We start from the raw sequence: 22,714 nt of genomic DNA on the forward strand, positions 1-22,714 counted from the left end.
CAAAAAGCACACAAGCGGTATTGTTGATGATAAGTGACGTTATAGCGTTAATTCGCGGCGGTCTGTCACTGTACAGCGAAAAACGCGCGGCGATTAATGCGCGCGAAATTCAAGAAATAAAAACCGGTGCGGCGTGGGAGGTTAAAGCGCTTGATTCCGGCGTGTGGATACGTAGGTTTTCATATGGATTGTTTAGTTTTCCAATCGTATTAACGGCGTTTAATCCAGGCGCGGGGCGGGAATTGTTCGCAAATTTATCAGCCGCGCCGGATTGGTATATTCAAACGTTTATGATCATCAATGGGACAGTGTGGGGGGCGCTAGAATTAAAACGGATAATTCCAGCGTTTGCAGGGCTTAAAAAGTGACAGATAGACGGCGGCAAAATTTGTTCAAGGATATCATTGTTCCGGTTAGCGTATCGGTTGTAACCGGTGTTGCTGCGGCGTTTGTATCATCGCAAATGGCAATCAAAGTGCTCGAAACGAAGGTGCAATATATCGAATCTGATATTAAAACCGTGCGCCAGTTGGCTGCATCAGTATCAGCGGCTAACATGGAGCTTAACCGGCGCGGCGCGTGGATGGATGCGATAGAATTGCGAGTGTCACGCAATGAGCGCGATATATACGAATTGAACAAACTTAATTAACTTTCTTTTTGTGCGTAGGGCGCTCATTGGGCGCTAAAAATATTACATCATTTATAACTTCATTTAATAAATTGGCAGCTTGAGCAATACGCGCTTTAGCTGCTTTTCGTGCGTTATCATCTCGTAAAGCTGCAATCTGCTTTTTATAATACTCATTGTCTGATTCTTGGCGCGTTGCGTTTGCATTAATAAATTTAATCATTCTGAGGTGTTCGGGGGTTATTCCGTGCGGGTAGTCGGGGGTGATCAGATTGTCGTTAATATCAAAAGCGTATTTGTCGCCCCATGAGTCAGGGATGCTACGCGCTTTCATGCGCAAAAGTGAGACAGCGCGGGGGCATGGTTTATCGGTGTTTATCCAGCGGTCGAGCGTGCGAGTTGAGCAGTGCAAAAAATCACAGGCGGCGTTTTTATCAATGATAACAGAGCCGCCAAAAACAATAACAAAGCCGCTTTTGCGAAGTAATTTTTTGAATGATTTGTTCATGTAATAGCCACCAACATAAAAAATTGCATGAAAAAAACTAATGATTAATATTTTTTTTGTGCTGATTTTAATAAAACAGAAAACTTGCAAAAATAGGCGTTTATTGTCTTTTTTGATACGAAAGTATAAAAGTTCAAAATACAGTCAAATTGTCTTTATTTAACATAATATACATTATGCGCAATTGTAAGCATAGTGAATTGGGTGAGTTATATCAGGGGTTTCATTGTCTCTGCTACCTGGCTCGTGGTTTCGCATGATGTGCTAAAGATTAAATTCTGAGAGTGATTCTGGTGTTACGCTTAGATTAACGAAGTCTTAGGCTTGCTCAAGACCAATGAGTTTGATGAGTATTTTAAATGGCACGAGCTCAGTATATAGAAATCCCTGAGCGTGATAGCAACCTTCGCGTAAATGTAAATTTGCCTGGGCCCTGGTGATTTCCTCGTCTTCAGCTATTACATTCATATGTAAGCTTTTACTCATGGCTCTGATAGTCTTGGTGATGGCTATCAAATTTTTCTTTACCTACCGCTTACTTGCTCAATTAATATAACTAAAGGCTTTTTTTTCATCACTTATGGATGTAATTAAACACCATAGAATGGCTTATCATTCCTTAAACTTATCTTTTCCTTGGGTTTTCGTCTGCTTTTGCGTTGCTTTTGGCTGTTAAAAACTGCACTATTTCCTTGTTGATTTCACTCTTCACAGAAAGCAACAGCGGTTTAGCAATGTAGTCTGAAGGATCTTACGTTTCTGCGCGAAGTTACCTTCAATACTCAGCATTTTAAAATGCGGCTGAATTTATAAAAAACACAAACAATAAATTTAACTTACTCATCTAAAGGAGAATAAGATGAATGAAGCGCCGGCGACAACAGCTCCTGCTCCCGCCTCAAATTCCACGGCTAAACTAGTTTATATTCTGTACTTGGTTGGTATTGTATTCGGTATTACAGGTATCGTTGGTGTGGTTATGGCCTATATCAATAAGTCTGATGCACCTGAATGGTTGCAAAGCCATTATCGTTTCCAAATCAGAACATTCTGGATAGGTTTTCTCTATATGTTTGTCGGTTCGTTACTGTCCCTCATCATTATTGGCTGGTTTATTCTGTTGTTCTGGGTTGTTTGGCTTATTATTCGTTGTGTTAAAGGGATGAAGGCCCTTGAAGCCAACCAAGCCCACCCTGACCCTGAGTCATGGATGTTCTAACATGTACCAATCGCGCCCCAAATTAATTGAGGGCGCGTTGATTTCTTCAGGTACGCACGAGCTTCATTCCAGTAAATTTAATATCACTTGCATCGGATGTTTGGGCTTATAGCCATTAATTCTCTTCACCTGACTACGACATGAATACCCCGTCACCATGATTTCATCTGGGTTCGCACTTTCAATAATACGTTGCCAACTAAGTGAATAAATAGCTTTAGAAGATGCTAGGTGGTTTTTCTCATGTCCATACGTACCCGCCATACCACAACATCCGACAGGCACGATTTCACACTTCACCCCCAATTTATTAAAGATATCTCGCCATTGTTTTTCTGATGCAGGCACCATTGCCTTTTCAGTACAATGACTCAACAATTTATAATTAAAATCGGTATTCAGAATTTGTGATGAAAGTTTGTCAATCAACCATTCTTGTATAAGGGCCACATTAAACGTTCCGCGTTTCTCACCGAGTGTCTTTTTGTATTCATCGCGATAACACAGTACTAGGGATGCATCCAAGCCTACCAAAGCGACATCCACAGTGGCAATTTCGTTGAGAAATGCTGCGGTGCTGCTTGCCGTCTTAGCGAATTGACTAAGAAAACCTTTGACGTGTTGTGGCTTTCCATTCGGCTTAAAAGGCAGTAATACGGGATTAAAGCCAAGCTTATCTAGGGCTGAAAGTGCATCGTGAACTACCTCAGCCTCATAGAAGCTGGTAAATGGGTCTTGGACGACAATGACTGTCTTTTCTTTTTCCGCAGCCGACATAGCTCGCAATAGTGCTAAGTTAAAACTATAGCGCTTCCCAACTCGCTGTCGTAATGTGGGCGAGGATAGAAGGGGCGAGTCTACGTAGCCTACGTATTTTTCGATAGCCGATTTAACACTATTAATATTCATGATCCGGTTTGCTAAACGCGGGGCATAAGATAGTAATGGTGCCATGCGTTCGATATTAGCAACCAAATAATCCTTCACGGGCCGACTATAACGTTGATAGTAAAGGTCGAAAAATCGCGAACGGAAATCAGGTACATCCACATTTATCGGACATTGACTGGCACATGCTTTACAGGCGAGACAGTCATTCATTATCGCCAGGACTTCATGGGAAAAGTCATTGTGTTTGCTTTTATTATTTTTATACCGTTGCCACCGTGATAACTTTTTATCGTTTTTTTCTGCGATCTCAAGGTTCACGCCTTGTTGCGCTGCTAAGCGAAGCCATTCGCGTAACATCCCAGCCCTTCCCTTTGGGCTATGGCGTCTGTCTCCTGATACTTTAAATGATGGACACATTGTCGAGTTAGCGTTGTAGTTAAAACACAGACCATTGCCATTGCAGTTTAACGCATTTTTGAACGAGGCTCTGGTGTTTACTGGAATGATCCGGTCGAAACCTCCGCGCTTTTTGTCATCTACGCTTACTAACGTATCTTTACTATTAATAGGAGTACAGATTTTTCCAGGGTTCATTTTGTTATAAGGGTCGAAAACAGCCTTGATTTTCCGCAGCTCAGCAAACAACTCATTGCCGAAAAATTCAGGACCATATTCACTTCTGAACCCTTTTCCATGTTCCCCCCACATGAGCCCCCTGTATTTAGCGACTAAAGCAACGACTTCATCAGATATTTTCCGAAGTGTGATCTCTTGGTCAGGATCGCATAAATCCAATGCTGGTCTTACGTGTAATACACCGGCATCGACATGGCCAAACATGCCGTAGTGAAGTTGATAGCTATCCAGCACTTGCCTAAATTGCATTATGAAATCGGCCAGATGTTCAGGTGGCACAGCCGTATCTTCAGCAAAGGCAATAGGCTTTGCAGTTGACTTAGTTTTACCCAAAAGGCCCACTGATTTTTTACGCATGGCATAAATTTTGTCAATGTCTGTAATATCATCGGTGATTTGGTAGCCGATGACACCTGTTTCAGCGACTTCGATTTCACGATCTAACTGGGCGCGAAGATATTGAATTTTACCCTCAATATCAGATCTGTCTTCGCTGTTAAATTCAACCATATTCAAACCTTGAACGTCACGCTCAGGTACTGGTTCTATTAGGTGCTCCACACTCTGCCAAACTACATCTTCCCGAGCCAGATTGAGCACGTTGCTGTCCACAGTCTCAACAGATGTTGCTTTTGCCGCAACCATAGCAGGAGCATGACGCAGGGCGGAGTCAAAAGAATCATACTTAATGTTGACGAGCACTTTATGGCTTGGAATGGGCGTTATATTGAGTATGGCCTCTGCAACAAATACCAGCGACCCTTCCGAGCCACATATCACCCGGCTCGGATCTAACGAGGTCATATTGGAGTCGACAATATGGGCTAAATCATACCCTGTGAGAAATCTATTTAGCGGAGGAAATTTATCAGTAATGAGTTGCCGTTTCCCAACACCGGTTTCGATAAGTTGTTTGTAAATGTTTCCTATTCGAGTGGCTTGTTGGGCATCCACTTTCGCTCTTTGTAATTCAATCGGCCGGGTGTGTAAAATCGTCCCGTCAACCAAGACTGAAGTAAGCCCCAGTACATGATCAGATGTTTTTCCGTAGACAAGAGACCCCTGCCCCGACGCATCAGTGTTTATCATACCGCCAATGGTTGCACGATTGCTCGTCGAAAGGTCTGGTGAAAAAAAGAAACCATGAGGCTTAAGAAAGTCGTTGAGTTGATCTTTTACAACTCCTGCTTGAACTCTTACCCAGCGTTCATCAGTGTTGATGTCAATAATATGCTTCATATGGCGTGACGTATCGACTATTATGCCACTGGTAAGAGATTGTCCGTTGGTGCCAGTTCCGCCACCTCTCGCGCTGAAGGTTATATTTATAAACTCGGGTTTGTGTGCCAATTCACCCAGCGTTACAAGGTCTTCAATATTCTTAGGAAAAACAACAGCCTGAGGCGTTTTTTGATAAACTGAATTGTCCGTGCTATAAGCAATTCGAGTTGAATAGGCTTTTTCCACGTCCCCGCTAAAATTGCTCCATTTAAGCGCTTCTACATAGCGCAAATACTCATTTTTGAGAGACGCGTCAGGGTTTATCAGTGGTATCATCTATATCTACTATGAATATGTATGGTTAATGGTTCTGTCATAATATGAGTGGCTATAACACTGCCAGTATCATGACTTGTTAGTCAGATTATTTTCGCTGACTAAAATAGTGTTGTTCCTTACATTCATTAATTTTTTTTACGTCTGCACAATATTCTGAAACTGGCCGAATTAATAGACGTGGAATGCCAATAGGCTCGCCAGTTTCCAAGCAAAAGCCATAGGTACCATCTGCTATTCTACGAAGAGATTTGTCTATTTTTCTAAGCAGCAGACGTTCCCTGTCCACTATGCGCAAAGCAAGACGTGATTCTTCCTCGTATTGTGCACGGTCAGCGTCATCATTGAGTTCTGGTGGGTTACTCAACGCCAGCTTCATTTCCTCAATATGCAACATGGTTTTCCTTTTAAGTTCATGTAATGCATGACAAAAAAATGCGAGCTGTTCATCATTCATGTAATCATCAGGTGAAGTGTTAAGAATTTGTTCCTTAGTGAGTTCGTTTTTCATTTTCTCGATAGCCTAATTCTCAATATGCTCAATCACAACTCAACGGCAAATTCTATCTGTTAAACGTTAGCCGTTGTGCTGATCTGGGGTTGACCACAACGCGTTTGCCATCAAATACTAACTTGCCATTAACCCAAGTGGACGCTATGTGATGGGTGAACACGTGTTCATCGAATGGCGTCCATCCGCATTTGTATAAAGTGTTGCTATGAAAAACCGGGGTTTCTCTGTTTGGATCAACGAGTACTAAATCTGCAAAATAGCCCTCTCTAACAAAGCCGCGATCGACAATGCCATATCGAATAGATGGATTATGGGCCGTTTTTTCAACCACTGTTGACAACGTAAACCGCTTAGCTGAAACCAGATCCAGTAAACTTAGCAATGCGTGCTGGACTAGTGGTAAGCCCGCTGGTGCTCTATCGTACTTCTGACGCTTTTCTTGCCAGCTATGTGGTGCGTGATCTGTCGCTATAATGTCTATTCGGTCATCATTCACCGCTGCAATAAGTGCATCGCGGTCCCTAGTTGTCTTGATGGCAGGGTTGCATTTGATTAGGTTCCCCAGTCGTTGGTAATCGTTGCAGTCAAACCAAAGATGATGAACACAGGCTTCAGCGGTAATTCGCTTGTTAATGATTGGGCCCTTGCTGAACAAAGACAATTCTTTTTCTGTGGTAAGGTGTAATACGTGAAGATCACTTTCATATTGTTTTGCGAGAGACACGGCGTATGAGGATGAAGCATAGCAAGCTTCACTGCATCTAATGGCCGGATGGTCGTGAATATCGAGGTTACTTCTACCTATAGTCCGGAGATTGTCTTTTATTATGGACCCACTCTCGCAATGCGTGACGATTAAACCTGGAGATTCTCGAAAGATGGCGTCCAAAGCCTGAGGATGCTCCACAAGTAAATCGCCAGTAGAGGCGCCCATGAATACTTTTAATCCACAATGACGACGAGGGTCAATACGTTTAATTTCGCCTAAATTATCTTCGGTTGCACCAAGGTAAAATGAATAGTTTGCTACAGATTTTTTCGCCGCCAACGCAAACTTGTTCTCTAACGCCTCAATGGTCGTTGTTGCAGGTGTGACATTGGGCATTTCCATATAACTCGTTATTCCACCGGCTACAGCCGCACTAGACTCGCTTAAAATCGAGCCTTTATGTGTAAGGCCTGGTTCCCTAAAGTGCACTTGATCATCAATCATGCCGGGTAGCAAAAGATGTCCTTCTGCATTAATGATATCGTCCCCAGGTAGCGCGGAAATTTCACTCGCAATTTTGTCAATACGACCGTGTTTCAGTCGAACGTCTGCAATAAACTCTACACCTTCGTTTACAACCTTCGCTTGTTTAATTAACGATTGGCCCACCAAAACTTTTACTCCATCACAAACTGACTAATGTTATAACATAACATTGGTGGTGTTATCAAAACCAAGTTAATTCTGATGGTTTATGCGTATGTTATTTCTCCTCGTTGCACAACGTTTAGAACAATACTTCACTTCGTTCCAATGATTTTTCCACTTCTTTCGCCAATTGAATGCACGCTCACATACAGGACAAACTTTTCTAGGTAGATGAGCTTTTTTCATACAGAATGTGTACAGCTATTTGCCCTTTATGTCATTGAATGCGGCGAGTGCCCGCTCCCTAGATATCTTGAGATTAACCAGGGGATTTGGATAGTCTCTTCCGAGCAATACACCTGAAGTTCGCAGAGTCAGGTCATCAGCATCCCAGGGCTTATGCAGATATTTATTGGGTAGTTTTTTAAGTTCCGGACACCAAGCTCTAACGTATTCTCCTTGTTTATCGAATTTTTCCCCCTGTAAAACCGGATTAAAAACCCTGAAATATGGTGCAGCATCGGCGCCGGAACCAGCAATCCATTGCCACCCTGCACTGTTATTTGCCACGTCGGCATCGGCCAAACAATCCCAAAACCAGGCTTCACCTTCTCGCCAGTCAATAAGGAGGTTTTTAACCAAAAAAGAGCCGACTATCATACGCACTCGGTTGTGCATATAGCCGGTGTGCCACAATTCACGCATGCCGGCGTCAACTATTGGAATTCCGGTTTTTCCTTGTTGCCACGCTTTGAGGTCGGTGCTGCTTTTGCGCCATGGAAAATAGTCAAATTTTTTATTGAAATTCTTGTCTGGAAAATCCGGGTAATGATAAATCAGGTGATGGGCAAACTCCCTCCACCCCAGTTCGCTCAAAAAGGTATCAATGTCTTTATTCTCACTATCACCATAAGCGGTTTTTATCGCATACCACACCTGGTTCGGAGAGATTTCACCAAAATGCAGGTGGGGAGACAACTTTGATGTCCCGGCAACTGCAGGAAAATCCCGCGCAGTTTTATAGTGGTGTATTGCGTCATCAATAAAATCAGCAAGCCGATTAGCCGCGCCTTCTTCACCGGGCTGCCAGCTCTTAGCGATACCTTCAGCCCACTTGATTTTGGGTAATAACAACAAATCATCGATAGTAAGTTCAGCCTTTGCTATATCGGCATATGTAATCCGCGCGGGAGGCGCTTTGGGATACCGCGGAGGTGGCGACGCCAAACATCCCTTTCGGTAAAATGGGGTAAATACTTTGTAGGGAGCTCCTGATTGATTTGCAACGTCCCAAGGCTCCCACAATAAGCTACCATTAAAACTGTGCCCTTTTTTACCAGCGGCTTTTAATGCTTGTTTTATTTGCTTGTCTCTTGTCACATGCCAGGGTTCGTAACAACGGTTCCAGTAAACATCCTCAATATCGTATTTCTCAGTGAGAGACAGCAGTATGTCTTTCGGATTGCCTTTGAAAACGTGTAAATGTCCGTTCAATCTGTCATTAAGAGAGTTTAATGAATGATGAAGCCACCATTTAGTGACACTGCCTGGGAGTCGGTCTTTGGGTAAAGTCGTGTCATGTATATAAACAGGAATTATTTTTCCATTGTCACACCCTGCGTTCAGTGCAGGGTTGTCTTTGACTCGAAGATCCTGTCGAAACCAGACTAAGCTGACGGGTACCGCCACATTAATATCCTTTACAAACAATTGAAACGCTAGCTGTAGTATACGCAGTATATTGAAAACCGATTTGGACCTTTAAAAAAATTAAGGATTTGTAATGAAGCACAATCACAGCACGGGTAAACGGGGTTGTTATTGTTCAGTCAGGGGTTACGACCAACTCAGATGCCAGCACTTACCGCGTTGTATCTGGAAGTCACCTAAATGGGGGTCAACAAATTAGACGATCTCTCTTCAAACACTGAACGAGGATTAGCAGACTAGTGATTGTGATCCTTTAACCACTGATTTAATAAGCGAATTTGGCCGCATTTATAAGCTGCATAGGTTATGCGTAACGAGTTTGATAGCACATCGCTATCATTCCATCCTGTTTTTTCACAAATCTCTTTGTAGCATTTCATCGCCTCAGGACTCACGTAGCCCCGCACCATTTTTTTTCCAGCAGCTTTTTGTCTCTCTCTGAATCGCTTCTGTTTTTCAGCATTGGCACTTCGCATGGCTTTCTTTTGTTCGCTCATAACTTTGTCATTTCTCTGTGATGTAAATAGTTTAGCATGGAAATTTTATCAATAAATGACTGTTCAGAGTTGTTTAGCGTACAAGTGTTCGCTAAATTAGCACATTGAATACTAACAACAAAGGGATCGCATGTCCGATAAGCAACACAGTTTTAGCCGCGATGATTTATTAGCTTGTAGTCGCGGAGAGATGTTTGGACCAGGAAATAGCCAATTACCCGCTCCTAACATGCTAATGATGGATAGAATTCAACATATCAGTGATGAAGGTGGGGAATACGGTAAAGGCGAAATTATTGCCGAATTGGATATTTCACCCGACCTATGGTTCTTCGACTGCCATTTTCCTGGCGATCCGGTAATGCCGGGTTGTCTTGGATTAGACGCCATGTGGCAGCTTGTGGGATTTTTTCTCGGTTGGAGCGGAGGTCCGGGCAAAGGTCGCGCGTTAGGTGTAGGCGAAGTAAAATTTACCGGACAAATTCTGCCTACAGCTAAAAAAGTGACGTACAAAATAACCATGAAACGCGTAGTAAAACGCAAACTTTTCATGGGACTGGCTGATGGCCAGGTCGAAGTGGATGGACGAGTTATATATACCGCAAAAGATTTAAAAGTAGGGCTTTTCCAAGATACGTCGAAGTTTTGAGTTCATATTCCATCAATAAAAAAGCCCCGAATCCGGGGCTTGCTTACACTATAAAGAGATCCTCAACGCACGTTGAATCCGAGTTGTCTGTCTTCAACGGCCTCTCTCCATCCTCCTAGCCATTGTGACTTGGCATCGTTAGACTGGAAAGGACAGTTCTCTTTAGAACGACCGCTGATACCAGCTTGATACCCTTTTGCGTGTGCACGCGTCAATTTATCTCTTTTTTGTCGTTTCATTGATAAGCCTCATATTGTGGTTGCCGTGCCACTAATGTTTGTTCGGGCTCTCCATAGTTCTTTCGGTTGATGGAGCCATCACAATCATCAAGCACATAATAGTAGATAGTGCACAATGCGTAATGGTTCAATACTTTTTATTGTTTTTTTGCTATTGACAATCAGTAACATTATGAATATTAGATCTATTTAATGTTACAATTTTTTTGCATAAATATGACTTGTTTTAAAACGTCAATATATATGCACAAAAAAACCGCTCAACGGCGGCTTTTTTTGTTTGCTATAAGTTAGTGCATACGACGCCTAAATGGAATCAGTCCACCCAATAACAGCAGCCACCAAGGAGAAAAAGAAGCCCCTTTTCTTTCGTAGGCGACATCGTCAATTTCATCTTCTGGTATCTCACACTCTTCAACAACACCGTTTGCCACCGGCGACAATTTTACTGCAATAATCGTATCATCAATCACTGTCTCGCCTTCACTATTGATCACTTCTTCGCCAGTAACATAGCGCGATGCTGTGCGAAAGCGAGCATTTGCGATGATTTCATTGTTGTCGTTGATGTCAATGGCATCGACAATGGTGTAGTCACTATCACAAGGCAACAAATCATTAAGATCGACGATAGCATCGTCGCCAATGGTATACATAAACCCGTGAGTTTCACGATTGGTATCGGCGGTTGCGTCGTATTCTGACAAGCCAACAACAATATTATTGTTGTTGATCGCCTTCCCCTCCGCCCCAGCGTTTGTAAACAAACCACCAGGATACAGCGTTTCGCCGGTATCCAGGTTATGGACGAAAATCCTGTTGCGTGCGGTGTCATTCGGGGCGCGCAACACGTAACCAGTAACCCAATTTTCGTTGTTAATAGCTACGGCTTCCGAAATAATATTTTCATCCCTGGGGAGCATTTCGGTAGTTTCACCTTCAGCATAGCTAACTGCTACGTTAAGACGCTCATATGCAAAACCAGTTGGCCGACGAATAGTAAGTATTTCATCAACTGAAGATGCACCAACGGCAATACCCTGATCGTTTATGTCCCTGGCCAGAGACCAGTAGGCCGCTTCATCATCTGCATCGGGCTCAAATACCAATGGATAGGTGTCTGTGGAAATAACGTCGCCATCAGCATCTAATTGCCAAATGGTTGCTCTGACGTAGGCGCCTGGCGTTGTCCGATCGCCAATTTCAGGAATACGAAAGCCATAACCTACCGTATCTGACGTTGCATCGACACGTATGCTGCGATAACAATACTCGATGGGCAAATCACCCCGTGTCTCATCATCTTCACAGTTTTCGACAGCTGTATCAATACTGTCAACAAAATCAATGGCACTGTTGCCTACTACCTGGAGGTTATTATTAATGGCAAATGCTTGACTTAATCCGCCTAGGGTGTCGTCTTCACCAGGCAGTAGCTTGGTAACGCCATTTACACTTACAAAGGCTGTTTCTTCTATATCGTTTAAAACGAAAATCAGTTCGTTTCCCTCTTCATCTTCGTAATTCAGGTTGTAATATGTCCCCTCGGTGGTACCAACGATGAAATCACCGTTGAGACTGTCTCGGGCAAAAGTCACGACTTCTTGGGCATAGTCATCAAAGGTTTCTGAATATTCGTCAAGTCCCGGAACAAGTTCCGCGTCTGTGGTATCGGTTAAATACGAACGATAAATTGCCAAGTGCTGGTAACCATAGGCGTTGAACGCGTTGCCGCTATGGGTGAGCAAAGTATTTACGATGGTTGTGTAATCACTGTCAGAAAATATACCCTGCCGAACATCTTCTTCACTTTCGAACAACACTGCATTGGCATCAATAAATCCTGACTCCTCGAGAAAATCGACATCTACAGGTGGATTAAACTCCGAAGAGGTCATCGTGAGCATATGTCCAGTATCATCAATAGACTGAGCAAAATTATTAATACTGATATCCGTGACAGGTAAAGGCGTAACTGAATAGGTCGCGGCTGTGGCACTGATAGACGCACTGGTCAAAGCCATGGCAGCGGCAAGCTGTGTTAATTTCATTTATTATCCTATTTACTGCTGAGTTTCTTCCAGCATGCTTTCCAATTCATCCCAGCGCGCATATTTCTGGGATAGCGTGTCTTCGGTTTCCGAGAGTTCAGCGAGTATTTTCGCTGTTTCATCTGCCTGTTGTTTGAAAAAATCAGGGGCGTTAACGGCTTCCTGTAATGTTTCGAGCTTTTCTTCTAGACTTTCAATGTCGGCTGGCAGTGTATCCAGTTCCCGCTGATCTTTGTATGATAACTTTTTAGCTTTCCGGACAGAAGGCTTTGCCTTAGGACTATCAGAAATTTGTTTAGTTTCATCTTTTACATCGGGCTGACGTTTTTTTGTTTCGCCGTTTTCTTTGTACCAAATTTCCACGTCGGAGAAGCCGCCTATAAATTCTTTCAGCGAACCATTTCCTTCGAATACCAAGCAACTATTGGCAACATTGTCGACGAATTCCCTATCGTGGCTTACCAATAATACGGTGCCCTCGTAGTCATTGAGCAGCGTTTCCAGCATTTCCAGTGTTTCTACATCCAAATCGTTTGTAGGCTCATCGAGTACCAACACATTGCTGGGCTTTAACATGAGCTTGGCAAGCATCAAGCGATTTTTTTCACCACCCGATAACGATTTTACCGGCGCATTCACCCGCTCTGGCGTAAATAGGTAATCCTGCAAATAACTAATAACGTGCCGTGGATGTCCGTTCACCATTAGATCCCGCTTGCCATCGCCAACGGTGTCGATAACAGATGTATCTAAATCCAATGCCTGACGATGTTGGTCAAAATACGCAACGTCGAGATTTACCCCCTGGCGAATCGAACCTGTATGAGGCGTAAGCTCTCCTAACAAGAGTTTGATCAGCGTTGATTTCCCACACCCATTAGGTCCAATCAGCGCTAGCTTATCTCCCCGCAGCACCTTCAGATCGAGGTGCCGGGCAATAGGTTTATCTTTGAAGCCATAGCTAACATCGTTAACTTCAAACACCATTTTCCCCGACCGGGCAGAGGTATGTTGGGCCACTACAGCATTGCCCTGCGTTTCTCGCCTCGCCCGGCGAGTTTCACGTAGTTTTTTCAATGCTCTAACCCGACCTTCATTGCGCGTACGGCGGGCTTTAATACCCTGCCTTATCCACACTTCTTCCTGGGCCAGCTTTTTGTCAAACTCCGCGTTTTGTGCTGCTTCAATGTCGAGATCCTGTTGTTTTTTTTCCAAGTACGCTTGGTAATTCCCGGGGTAACTGGTTAATGTACCGCGGTCTAAGTCAACAATTCGCGTCGCCATGTTCCGGATAAATGCCCGGTCGTGGCTGATAAAAACAATGGCACCCTGAAACGCTTTCAAGCTTTGTTCAAGCCAGCGAATCATTTCGATATCCAGGTGATTAGTTGGCTCGTCGAGCAACAACAAGTCAGGTTGACGAACCAATGCCCGTGCTAATGCCGCTTTGCGACGCCAACCACCGGACAAGGTGGACAATGACATGTTTGGCTCAAGCTTAAGCATGGTCAGTGTTTGCTCTATTTGCTGTTCAAATTGCCATGCATCGCGACTTTCCAACGCTTCCTGTAGCGTTTGAAGCTTGTTCAAATTGACTTCATTGGGGGCATCTGCGACCAATTGTGTTTGGTGAAAATACTGTTTGAGTAACTCGCCGACATCAGCAAGCCCCTCAGCAACATAATCGAATAGCGAAATGTCAACCGTTTGAGGAGGGTCTTGCTCCAAGCGTGCAACAACGGTTTTCCCATCAATTATTCGCTGTCCGTCATCTGCTGTGATATCGCCGGCTATCACTTTCATTAATGTTGACTTACCGCTGCCATTGCGCCCCACTAGACACACTCGCTCCCTGGGTTGAACGACAAGATCAACACCATCAAGCAACGGTGGGTTCCCATAAATAACAGTTATGTTTTTTAGCTGAATAACACTCATGATAAAAATTTGTTTGCCTGTTCAACATCAAAAGGCCAGCCTAGTTCGTCACCGGTGTCTAGCCTTTTAATGACCGGAATGCGAACTGCATAGCAATGATACAGGTTTGCGTCTTCACGGATGTTAAATTTTGTAATCTCAAGATCGCTGGCTTTATTTGTTTGCGTCATTACCTGCTCGGCCAGCTCACACAGGTGGCACTGGGGGCCAGTATAAAAAGCCAGTTTCATCGGCAAAGCACCCAACATTTGTGAATGTTACTGTGACGGGCGAAGTCTTCAGGAATTGTGCTTTTTGAGATATCGTCTATATCCCCATAGCCTGCGTTATTCAACGCGGTAACATCCAGTTTAAACCCTCTGCGATTGTTTGAAAAAATAACCGTACCATTTGTATTCAAGCACTTAAGTGCATCGGTTAGTAACGCCACATGGTCTCGTTGTACATCAAAAGTGTCCTGCATGCGTTTCGAATTTGAAAATGACGGTGGATCAATGAAAATGATGTCGTACCTGCCTGGGTGTGTTTTCAACCAGGTAGTACAATCGGCCTGAATGAATGCAGAAGCACAGCTTACTTTGTTCAAATGCATATTGTCTTTAGCCCAATCGAGATAGGTCTTTGACATATCTACTGTGGTTACAGAACGCGCTCCACCGAGAGCTGCATGAACCGAAACGCTTCCGGTGTAAGAAAACAGGTTAAGTACGTCTTTGTCTTTTGACAATTGTGCAACACGCTGGCGGGTGATACGGTGATCCAGAAATAAGCCTGTATCTAGGTAGTCTGTCAGGTTCACTAATAACCGCGCACCATTTTCATATACCGTCAGACGCTCTCCTTGCTGTGCCATTTTTTCATATTGGTTGCGACCTTTCTGCTGGCTGCGTACCTTAAGCACGATTTTCTTCGGGTCAACCCCCGTTACTGCCGGCAGATGCAGTAATACTTCTTGTAGTCGTCGTCTTGCTTTGTCTTCTGATACTGTTTTAGGTGGTGCATACTCTTGCACGACTAACCAGTCGTCGTAAACATCCACTGCAACGTTATAGTCCGGTAAGTCACCGTCGTAAATCCGATAGCAGTTGGTATCCTGCTTTTTCAACCAGCTCTTGGTTTTTTTTAGATTTTTACGCAAGCGATTGGCAAACTCATGGTTGTCACCATCATCGCCAAACTGCTTCAGATTATCAGCATCGAGTTCGTAATTCACTAAACGACATTCAAGCTTGCCGTTGTTCAATGCATACTCTTTTGTCGAACGCAATTTCATCACGCGAAGTAAATCGCGGTTGCTACTTAGCACAGACACATTCCAGCCGCCCCAGTGCTGCTTGAGGCTCTTGCCGAGTTGAGAAAAAAGAGGAATGAGGTCAGTTAGTTCACCCAGACGTTCACCATAAGGCGGGTTAAACACCAAATAGCCCGAGTCGTTAATGTCGGGAAAGGCATTCACAGCGTCCGCAACGTTAAACACAATGTCTTTAAATACACCCGCCTGATCGGCATTTTTACGGGCAACCGCAACGAGTTTACGATCAATATCTGAAGCAACTATGGTTGTTTCACATTCTTTTTGCCCCTGTAATGCATCATCCTGCATCGATTCCCACAGAGCGGCATTGTGCTGAAGCCAACGATTAAACCCCCAGTAGCTACGTTTGATACCAGGCGCAATGTTTCTTGCAATATAGGCAGCTTCAATGGCCAACGTGCCGGAACCGCAGAACAGATCATACAGCGGCTTTTGTTGATTTTCAGTCCAACCCGAACGCATTAACATGGCGCATGCAACATGCTCTTTTAGTGGCGCTTCACCAGTTTGAGTGCGATAAGCCCGCTGGTGTAGACTGTTACCCGACATATCTAAACCAATGGTTACCTGATCGCGATGACATCGAGCCCATACAGGAACATCTGCGAGACGCTTTTCAACGGAAGGACGTTGATTTTGCTCTTCAAGAAATTGATCCACAATGGCATCTTTAATTCGAACTGCGCCGAATTGGGTATTTTTAATTGCCCGATTTGTTCCGGAAAACTGTACTGACAAGGTGTGACTGGCTTTCATGTGCAAAGGCCAGTCTACAGACATTGCGGTATCATAAAGTGCCTCTGCTGAATCGCACTTCCCTTCCGCCAGTACCCAAATTACCCGATTAGCCAGCCTCGACCAGAGGCACAGCGTATAAGCCTGCGCTAATGTGCCATCGAAATACACGGTCCCCGGTGATGTTCTGCATTGGGCACCTTCGCAAAGTGTTTCCACTTCTGTTTTGAGTAGTTCGTCCAACCCTCGGCTGGTAGTAACAATTATTCGATTCATAGATCTCTACAAATGCAGTACCCTTTCGCACTGCATAATTAAAAGGTGGTAGGCAGGATTACAGCGCTTCCGCGATGGTGCGAATTAATGCAGGCCCCTGATAGATAAACGCTGAGTAGACCTGAATTAACGAAGCGCCGGCATTTAGCCGTTCTTTTGCAGTTTTTGCATCGTGTATACCACCAACACCAATTATTGGCATGGCTCTGTCCAACGATTTTGCGAGTTTTTGTGTGACTTCTAAACTCATTTCAGTGAGCACCTCGCCACTTAGTCCGCCCGCCTCTTCCGCATGAGGTAACCCCTGTACGGCATCCCTGCTCAGCGTTGTATTCGTTGCAATTACGCCGTCCATTTTAGCATTCACCAGTGAACGAGCAATACTGTCAATTTCACGTGCGTCGAGATCAGGAGCAATTTTAATAAACAAGGGGACGTATTTTCCGTGGGTTTGACACAGGGTTTCCTGCGCTTGTTTTAGCCCCGTTAACAAACTGTCCAATGCTTCGCCGTATTGCAGATTTCGCAAACCCGGCGTATTGGGAGAAGAGATATTCACTGTAATATAGCTGGCGTACGGGTACACCTTGTTTAAACAAATGAGGTAGTCGTTGAGTGCGTGTTCTTCAGGCGTGTCTTTGTTTTTTCCAATATTGATACCAACAGGGCCGGAAAACCGCGACGCCTTTACCTGATTCACCAGGTGGTCGACACCGTAGTTATTGAAACCCATGCGATTAATGATGGCGCGTTTTTCAGGCAGTCGGAATATTCTTGGCTTCGCGTTACCAGGTTGACCTACGGGGGTGACGGTACCAACCTCAACAAATCCAAACCCCATACTGCCAAATGCATCTATGCACTCACCGTTTTTATCCAGTCCAGCAGCAAGGCCTACTGGGTTTGGAAAGGAAATGCCTGCTACTTTAACGGGCTTCTGTACAGTTGGTTGACTGTAAACCCATTTTAAAGGCGTGTGTTGGGTGCGATGCAGCCACTTAATAGCAAAATCGTGACTTTTTTCGGGTTCGCATTGTAACAAAAGCTTTTGAGCGATAGATTGCATGGCGTGTCTCTAACAAAAAGCCCTGTGGAAACAGGGCTTCATTATTTCATGATGAACGTATTCTAATGGCTAGACTTAGCGCTTAAAAGCATCAATTCGCGTAAAGCGACAGAAAATTTCGCAAATTCGTGCGTAGCGCTGGTTTTGAACTCAGACATCATGTGATACCAACGCTGTAATAGCGCCTGATTACTGTCCACCCACGTATTTAATATTTCATCTGCATCGTTGCTGTCCGGTCTTGACTGCAACAAGTTAAGCGTAATCGCGCGTTGTTGCCAGTCTAACTCTTCCCGGTAGGAGGCACGCGCCAGAGCCTGCCAATGATTGCTCACATTCTGGTTAGTGATTTGATCGAGGAACCAATGTAGCTCCAATTTCGCTCCCAGTTGGAAATACAACTTGGCAATAACAGATGTTTCGTGATTATCAATCTCATCAATTTGAGCTAAATCTAGACTAGAGAACAAATTTGAGAAACTGGCGACCTTATAGGCCAGCGCTTGCGGTACACCTTGTTTCACCAGTTCACTGGTGGTATTTTCAAGTGCTGCATATTCACTTTCAACTAAGTAGTGCTGCATGTTTTCTTGCAGATTATTAAAGGTGTTGCGATACGCTTCAATGGCGGAATGAATACCCAGAGATTTATTGCCGTGACGAATATACCAACGTGCTGTACGGCGCATGATACGTCGTGCACTCTCGAGTATTTTCAGTTGCAAATCAGCATCTATCACGTTGTCCAACGATTCTACTTCTTTCCATAAAGGCTCGATGTTGAATATACCTTTGACGACCGCGTAAGCATCAGCAATTTCATCAACTGTAGCGCCGGTTTCTTCCTGCATACGGGAAACAAAGTTTAATCCCATGTCGTTGACAATATTATTGGTTAATTTTGTCGCGATAATCTCTGCCCGCAATGGATGCTGTTCCATTTGCTCCCCATACTTGTCCCTCAATACAGGAGGGAATGCGTTGACCAACAGTTTGCCGTGGTAGGGGTTGTCAGTAATTTCCGGAATGTTAAATGCGTCTTTTAACACCATTTTACCGTAAGCGATCAGTACGCTTAATTCTGGTCTGGTGAGTCCTCTGTCAGACGCAACTCTATCTGAAATCTCATCGTCGGAAGGAATAAATTCCAACTCGCGATTTAATGCACCATCACGCTCAAGACCGTGAATAAAGCGCAGTTGCTCCTTCAACTGTGACACCCCTGCTCGTTCGGTAATTGAAATAGACTGCGTTTGTCTGTAGCAGTCCTGGAGCACGATTTTCGCTACGTCGTCGGTCATGTCGTACAGCAATTTATTGCGCTGCTTAATCGTAAGATCGCCATTATTCACCAGACTGTTGAGCAAGATTTTAATGTTTACTTCATTGTCAGAACAATCCACGCCACCAACATTGTCGATAAAGTCAGTATTGACACGACCGCCATTAGCGGCGTATTCAACCCGACCAAGCTGCGTTAGCCCAAGGTTCCCACCTTCACCAATTACTTTAGCACGAACATCACCACCGTTTACTCGTAAATCGTCATTTGCGCGGTCACCCACGTCTGTATGAGACTCTTTCTTACTCTTAATGTAAGTACCAATACCCCCGTTCCAGATTAAGTCAACGGGCATTTTTAAAATGTTGTGTATGAGTTCATTTGGCGTCATGGATACCTGCCTGGTTCCAAGCCATTTTTTCATTTCGGGCGTTAACTTTATTGACTTGCTCGCCCGACTAAATACACCGCCCCCCTTTGAAATAAGGGAGGTATTGTAGTCCTCCCAGCTTAAGCTTGGGTTTTCAAATAAGCGCTTGCGTTCCTCGTAACTGGTTTTTGCATCCGGGTTGGGATCAAAGAAAATATGTAAATGGTTAAACGCTGAAACCAACCGCGTGTGTTTAGAGAGCAACATGCCGTTACCAAATACGTCGCCAGCCATATCTCCAATTGCCACTGCAGTAAATTCCGTAGTTTGGCAATCGATGCCAATTTCGCGGAAATGCCGTTTGACCGACTCCCACGCACCACGTGCGGTGATACCCATTTTTTTGTGGTCATATCCCACACTGCCGCCTGAAGCGAAAGCATCACCAAGCCAAAAGTTGTATTCTTCTGATATGCTGTTTGCAATGTCAGAAAACGTCGCAGTGCCTTTATCGGCGGCCACCACCAGGTAAGGATCGTCTTCGTCCAGCCTAACCACGTCTTTAGGTGGGACAATTTCACCATTGACAATATTGTCAGTAATATCCAACAAACTGCGAATAAAAGTGCGGTAACAGGCTTGACCTTCGGCTTGGAAAGCTGCGCGCCCGCCCTCTGTAGGTAGTTGTTTACACACAAAACCACCTTTAGCGCCCACCGGAACGATAACCGTATTTTTGACCTGCTGAGCTTTTACCAGGCCTAGTATTTCAGTTCTGAAATCTTCCTGCCTGTCAGACCAACGCAACCCACCTCGGGCTACTTTTCCGCCGCGCAAGTGAACACCTTCAACCCGAGGGCTGTAGACGAATATTTCAAACTTGGGAAGTGGCAGCGGCATTTCAGGAATGCGCTCTGGCAGTAGCTTGAACGACACATATGGCTTTTCGTCACCATTGTGGTCAGCTTGGTAGAAGTTGGTGCGCAAAGTAGCCAGCATCATATCCAGATAACGACGAATGATGCGGTCATCATCGAGATTGCTTACGTTGTCCAGTTGCTCTTTAATGCGCTCAAGCAATGCCTCTTCTTTCTTGGCGCTGCGTTTTAATGCGGGATTAAAGCGCAATTCAAAAAACTGTACCAAATTCTTAGCGATACTTGGATAAGCTGACAGCGTGTTTGCGATATAATCTCGGCTAAATGAACTACCTGTCTGACGCATATATTTTGCATAAGCTCGCAAAATTGTCACTTTGCGTCCTGTCATACCGGCGCCGAGAATAAGACGATTGAACGCATCGTCTTCTAAGGTATTTTCCCATACTTTTGCGAAAGCATCCTGAAACAGGGTTTGGGCTTTCTCCATGTCGAAATCCTTGCCGGACTTATGCAACATAGTGAAATCCATCACCCAGTTGAGCAGGTTGTTGGAGCAAGTTACTTTGTAAGGGCTTTCGTCAATCACCCGCAAGCCAAAGTTTTCCAGCATTGGTAAGACGTCGGAAAGATGAATAGGCTCGGCGCGGTGAAACAGTTTTAGTTTCACGACTTCGCTGTTAGCATTTTCCTCCTGAGGTCGGTAAAACAACATATCCAGTGTGTGTTCATCGCTTAGTTGTTCTAATTTTTCAATATCGATGAGAGCCGCACTGGGCAAGTTTTGTTCTGTATAGCTGCGCGAGAAAGCGTTGTTGTACTTGCGCTCCAAGGCTTTTCCTGTCGCTTCCCCGTGGGCCGCTTTTATTGATGATGCCAGGCGATCATTCCAGGTCTTGGTCAGCTCAATGATGTTTTGCTCTATTTCCTTCACATCGTATTCCACATTGTTGTTTTTTACTCTCGCAATATAGTGTGTTCTTGCGTAAACCGACTCAGAGAAGAACGTTGTAAATTCTACCTCTTCGTCTGTGCCGAAGGAGCGTTGAAGCAGCGCTTGGGTGTCTTTGCGCAGTTGCGTGTTGTACCGCTCTCTGGGAACAAAAACCATACAGGAAATAAAGCGGCCGAATACATCTTTGCGCACAAATAAGCGGGTTATCCCGCGCTCCTGCATCTGAAATATTCCCATGATAATTTGGGCCATTTCGTCAGCTGGCGTTTGCAATAGTTCGTCGCGGGGATAGGTCTCAATAATATTTACAAATGCTTTATATGCGTGAGTACCAGGCTCATAGCCGGATAAACTGCAAATCTCCTTTATACGACTGGCTAAGACAGGGACTTCAGTGGCACTGGAATTGTAAAACGATGCACTGAACAAGCCGAGAAAACGATGTTCTCCAATGACCTGACCATCATCGTTGAAAACTTTTACACCAACATAGTCCATATGTGCAGGGCGATGAACCCTTGAACGAGAATTGGTTTTTGTGAGCATAAGCGGATTACCGCTTAATGCTTCAACCCTTGCCGACGGCGCCTGATTGGAAATAAGCCTTTCCCGTTTAGTCACCGATTTTTTCATCAGCCCGAGGCTGCTAGCATCATCTGGGATCCAGCGATAATCACCTTCAATGGCTTTTGCACCATAGAACCGATACCCCATCATAGTGAAATTGTGATCGGCTAACCAAGACAGAAAATGCAGCGTTTGTGCTTTCTTCTCATTGTCGATAGGCCATTTGAGACTGTCTGCATTGTCGATAACATGTTCGAGTTTTCCAGCCATTGCCTGCCAGTCTTCAACCGCAAGTGACACCTCGTCAACCACGGAGCGCAACTCTTTGGTCAACGCGTCGATGTCTGACTTAGCTGTTTGGCGGTCAATTTCAATAAGTAAAACGGTTTCCTTTACTGTAGACTTCGCTTTTTTTCCATTGTCGACAAACGCTTCCACAACGTTATTTTGATCGCGTTTTAACGAAATCGGGCTGTGTAACATAAGGTGAGAGGTAATATTCAGGCGGTTGAGTGCCATCCTCACTGAGTCAACCAAAAACGGCATGTCACGGACAATGATTTCAACAATGGTATGGCTTGAATGCCATCCGTGTTTCGCTATTTCAGGGTTAAACACCCGGATATAAGGTGATGATGAATCGAAAGTAGAAAAAACGTTCCACAGGCTTAACGTTGCGCCGTAAAGGTCGCTGTCGTTGCGATCTTCCAGGTCGTCATTTGAAATAGCCTGAAACAAGTGTTGTCCAAATTGTTTTACTAACGCATTGTGACGGGCGTCTACTTTTTTTTCGATCAAAGAAAAAACATTATCAAGCAGCACCGACTGCCGCTGAGAGGTGACTGTCATGGTTTAACCTTAATTAGTCGTAAG

Annotated in this window: 19 protein-coding genes; 4 read left to right on the forward strand and 15 right to left on the reverse strand. The window is 44.4% G+C overall.

What is annotated here, in order from left to right:
- Positions 1-26: 26 nt before the first annotated feature.
- A complete protein-coding gene (locus KO518_RS13850; RefSeq protein WP_216026393.1) occupies positions 27-368 on the forward strand; it encodes a hypothetical protein in 342 nt (113 codons plus the stop codon).
- A complete protein-coding gene (locus KO518_RS13855; RefSeq protein ID WP_216026394.1) occupies positions 365-652 on the forward strand; it encodes a hypothetical protein in 288 nt (95 codons plus the stop codon). Before KO518_RS13850 ends, KO518_RS13855 begins: the two co-directional genes overlap by 4 nt.
- Here the strand turns inward: KO518_RS13855 and KO518_RS13860 are convergent.
- Positions 645-1,139 (reverse strand): hypothetical protein, encoded by a 495-nt coding sequence (locus KO518_RS13860; RefSeq protein ID WP_216026395.1) that lies wholly within the window; start codon positions 1,137-1,139, stop codon positions 645-647. The genes KO518_RS13855 and KO518_RS13860 overlap by 8 nt on opposite strands.
- A 318-nt stretch (positions 1,140-1,457) precedes the next feature.
- Positions 1,458-1,625 (reverse strand): hypothetical protein, encoded by a 168-nt coding sequence (locus tag KO518_RS13865; RefSeq protein ID WP_216026396.1) that lies wholly within the window; start codon positions 1,623-1,625, stop codon positions 1,458-1,460.
- 373 nt (positions 1,626-1,998) lie between these two features.
- Here KO518_RS13865 and KO518_RS13870 point away from each other — a divergent pair, with 373 nt between their 5' ends.
- Entirely contained in the window at positions 1,999-2,358 is a 360-nt protein-coding gene (locus KO518_RS13870; protein WP_216026397.1) for a hypothetical protein, read from the forward strand.
- 63 nt (positions 2,359-2,421) lie between these two features.
- On the opposite strand, the gene KO518_RS13875 is transcribed toward KO518_RS13870, so the two are convergent.
- From KO518_RS13875 to KO518_RS13900, 6 genes are all read right to left on the reverse strand, one after another.
- Entirely contained in the window at positions 2,422-5,442 is a 3,021-nt protein-coding gene (locus KO518_RS13875; protein WP_216026398.1) for an FAD-binding and (Fe-S)-binding domain-containing protein, read from the reverse strand.
- A gap of 88 nt (positions 5,443-5,530) precedes the next feature.
- Positions 5,531-5,953, reverse strand: coding sequence for a TraR/DksA C4-type zinc finger protein (locus KO518_RS13880; protein ID WP_216026399.1), 423 nt, complete (start codon positions 5,951-5,953; stop codon positions 5,531-5,533).
- Positions 5,954-6,005: 52 nt separating this feature from the next.
- Positions 6,006-7,334 (reverse strand): dihydroorotase, encoded by a 1,329-nt coding sequence (locus tag KO518_RS13885; protein ID WP_216026400.1) that lies wholly within the window; start codon positions 7,332-7,334, stop codon positions 6,006-6,008.
- Positions 7,335-7,403: 69 nt separating this feature from the next.
- The gene (locus KO518_RS13890) at positions 7,404-7,559 is read right to left on the reverse strand and encodes a DUF2256 domain-containing protein (RefSeq protein ID WP_216026401.1); all 156 of its coding nucleotides are present in this window, start codon (positions 7,557-7,559) and stop codon (positions 7,404-7,406) included.
- Between the two features lie 15 nt (positions 7,560-7,574).
- Positions 7,575-9,002 carry a deoxyribodipyrimidine photo-lyase gene (locus tag KO518_RS13895; protein ID WP_216026402.1) on the reverse strand — a complete coding sequence of 476 codons (1,428 nt, stop codon included), beginning with the start codon at positions 9,000-9,002 and terminating at the stop codon, positions 7,575-7,577.
- A 257-nt stretch (positions 9,003-9,259) separates the two neighbouring features.
- On the reverse strand, positions 9,260-9,520 hold the full coding sequence (locus KO518_RS13900; RefSeq protein WP_252736122.1) for a hypothetical protein: 261 nt from the start codon (positions 9,518-9,520) through the stop codon (positions 9,260-9,262).
- Between the two features lie 130 nt (positions 9,521-9,650).
- On the opposite strand from KO518_RS13900, the gene fabA reads away from it, so the two are divergent.
- Complete coding sequence (gene fabA, locus KO518_RS13905; protein WP_216026403.1) at positions 9,651-10,169, forward strand: 3-hydroxyacyl-[acyl-carrier-protein] dehydratase FabA; 519 nt, start codon at positions 9,651-9,653, stop codon at positions 10,167-10,169.
- A gap of 62 nt (positions 10,170-10,231) precedes the next feature.
- Here the strand turns inward: fabA and rmf are convergent, their stop codons facing one another.
- The 7 genes from rmf to KO518_RS13940 form a co-directional block, all read right to left on the reverse strand.
- Positions 10,232-10,408 (reverse strand): ribosome modulation factor, encoded by a 177-nt coding sequence (gene rmf, locus KO518_RS13910; RefSeq protein ID WP_216026404.1) that lies wholly within the window; start codon positions 10,406-10,408, stop codon positions 10,232-10,234.
- 290 nt (positions 10,409-10,698) lie between these two features.
- Positions 10,699-12,459 (reverse strand): DUF3466 family protein, encoded by a 1,761-nt coding sequence (locus KO518_RS13915; protein ID WP_216026405.1) that lies wholly within the window; start codon positions 12,457-12,459, stop codon positions 10,699-10,701.
- 12 nt (positions 12,460-12,471) lie between these two features.
- Complete coding sequence (locus KO518_RS13920; protein ID WP_216026406.1) at positions 12,472-14,397, reverse strand: ABC transporter ATP-binding protein; 1,926 nt, start codon at positions 14,395-14,397, stop codon at positions 12,472-12,474.
- The gene (locus tag KO518_RS13925; protein WP_216026407.1) at positions 14,394-14,627 is read right to left on the reverse strand and encodes a glutaredoxin family protein; all 234 of its coding nucleotides are present in this window, start codon (positions 14,625-14,627) and stop codon (positions 14,394-14,396) included. The genes KO518_RS13920 and KO518_RS13925 overlap by 4 nt, the downstream gene beginning before the upstream one ends.
- Positions 14,624-16,723, reverse strand: coding sequence for a bifunctional 23S rRNA (guanine(2069)-N(7))-methyltransferase RlmK/23S rRNA (guanine(2445)-N(2))-methyltransferase RlmL (rlmKL, locus tag KO518_RS13930; protein WP_216026408.1), 2,100 nt, complete (start codon positions 16,721-16,723; stop codon positions 14,624-14,626). Before rlmKL ends, KO518_RS13925 begins: the two co-directional genes overlap by 4 nt.
- A gap of 58 nt (positions 16,724-16,781) precedes the next feature.
- The gene (gene pyrD / locus KO518_RS13935; protein WP_216026409.1) at positions 16,782-17,789 is read right to left on the reverse strand and encodes a quinone-dependent dihydroorotate dehydrogenase; all 1,008 of its coding nucleotides are present in this window, start codon (positions 17,787-17,789) and stop codon (positions 16,782-16,784) included.
- 62 nt (positions 17,790-17,851) lie between these two features.
- The gene (locus KO518_RS13940) at positions 17,852-22,690 is read right to left on the reverse strand and encodes an NAD-glutamate dehydrogenase (RefSeq protein ID WP_216026410.1); all 4,839 of its coding nucleotides are present in this window, start codon (positions 22,688-22,690) and stop codon (positions 17,852-17,854) included.
- Positions 22,691-22,714: the final 24 nt, after the last annotated feature.

It is taken from the genome of Aestuariibacter sp. A3R04 (genome assembly GCF_018860805.1).
In the GTDB taxonomy this organism is placed as follows: Bacteria; Pseudomonadota; Gammaproteobacteria; order Enterobacterales; family Alteromonadaceae; genus Alteromonas.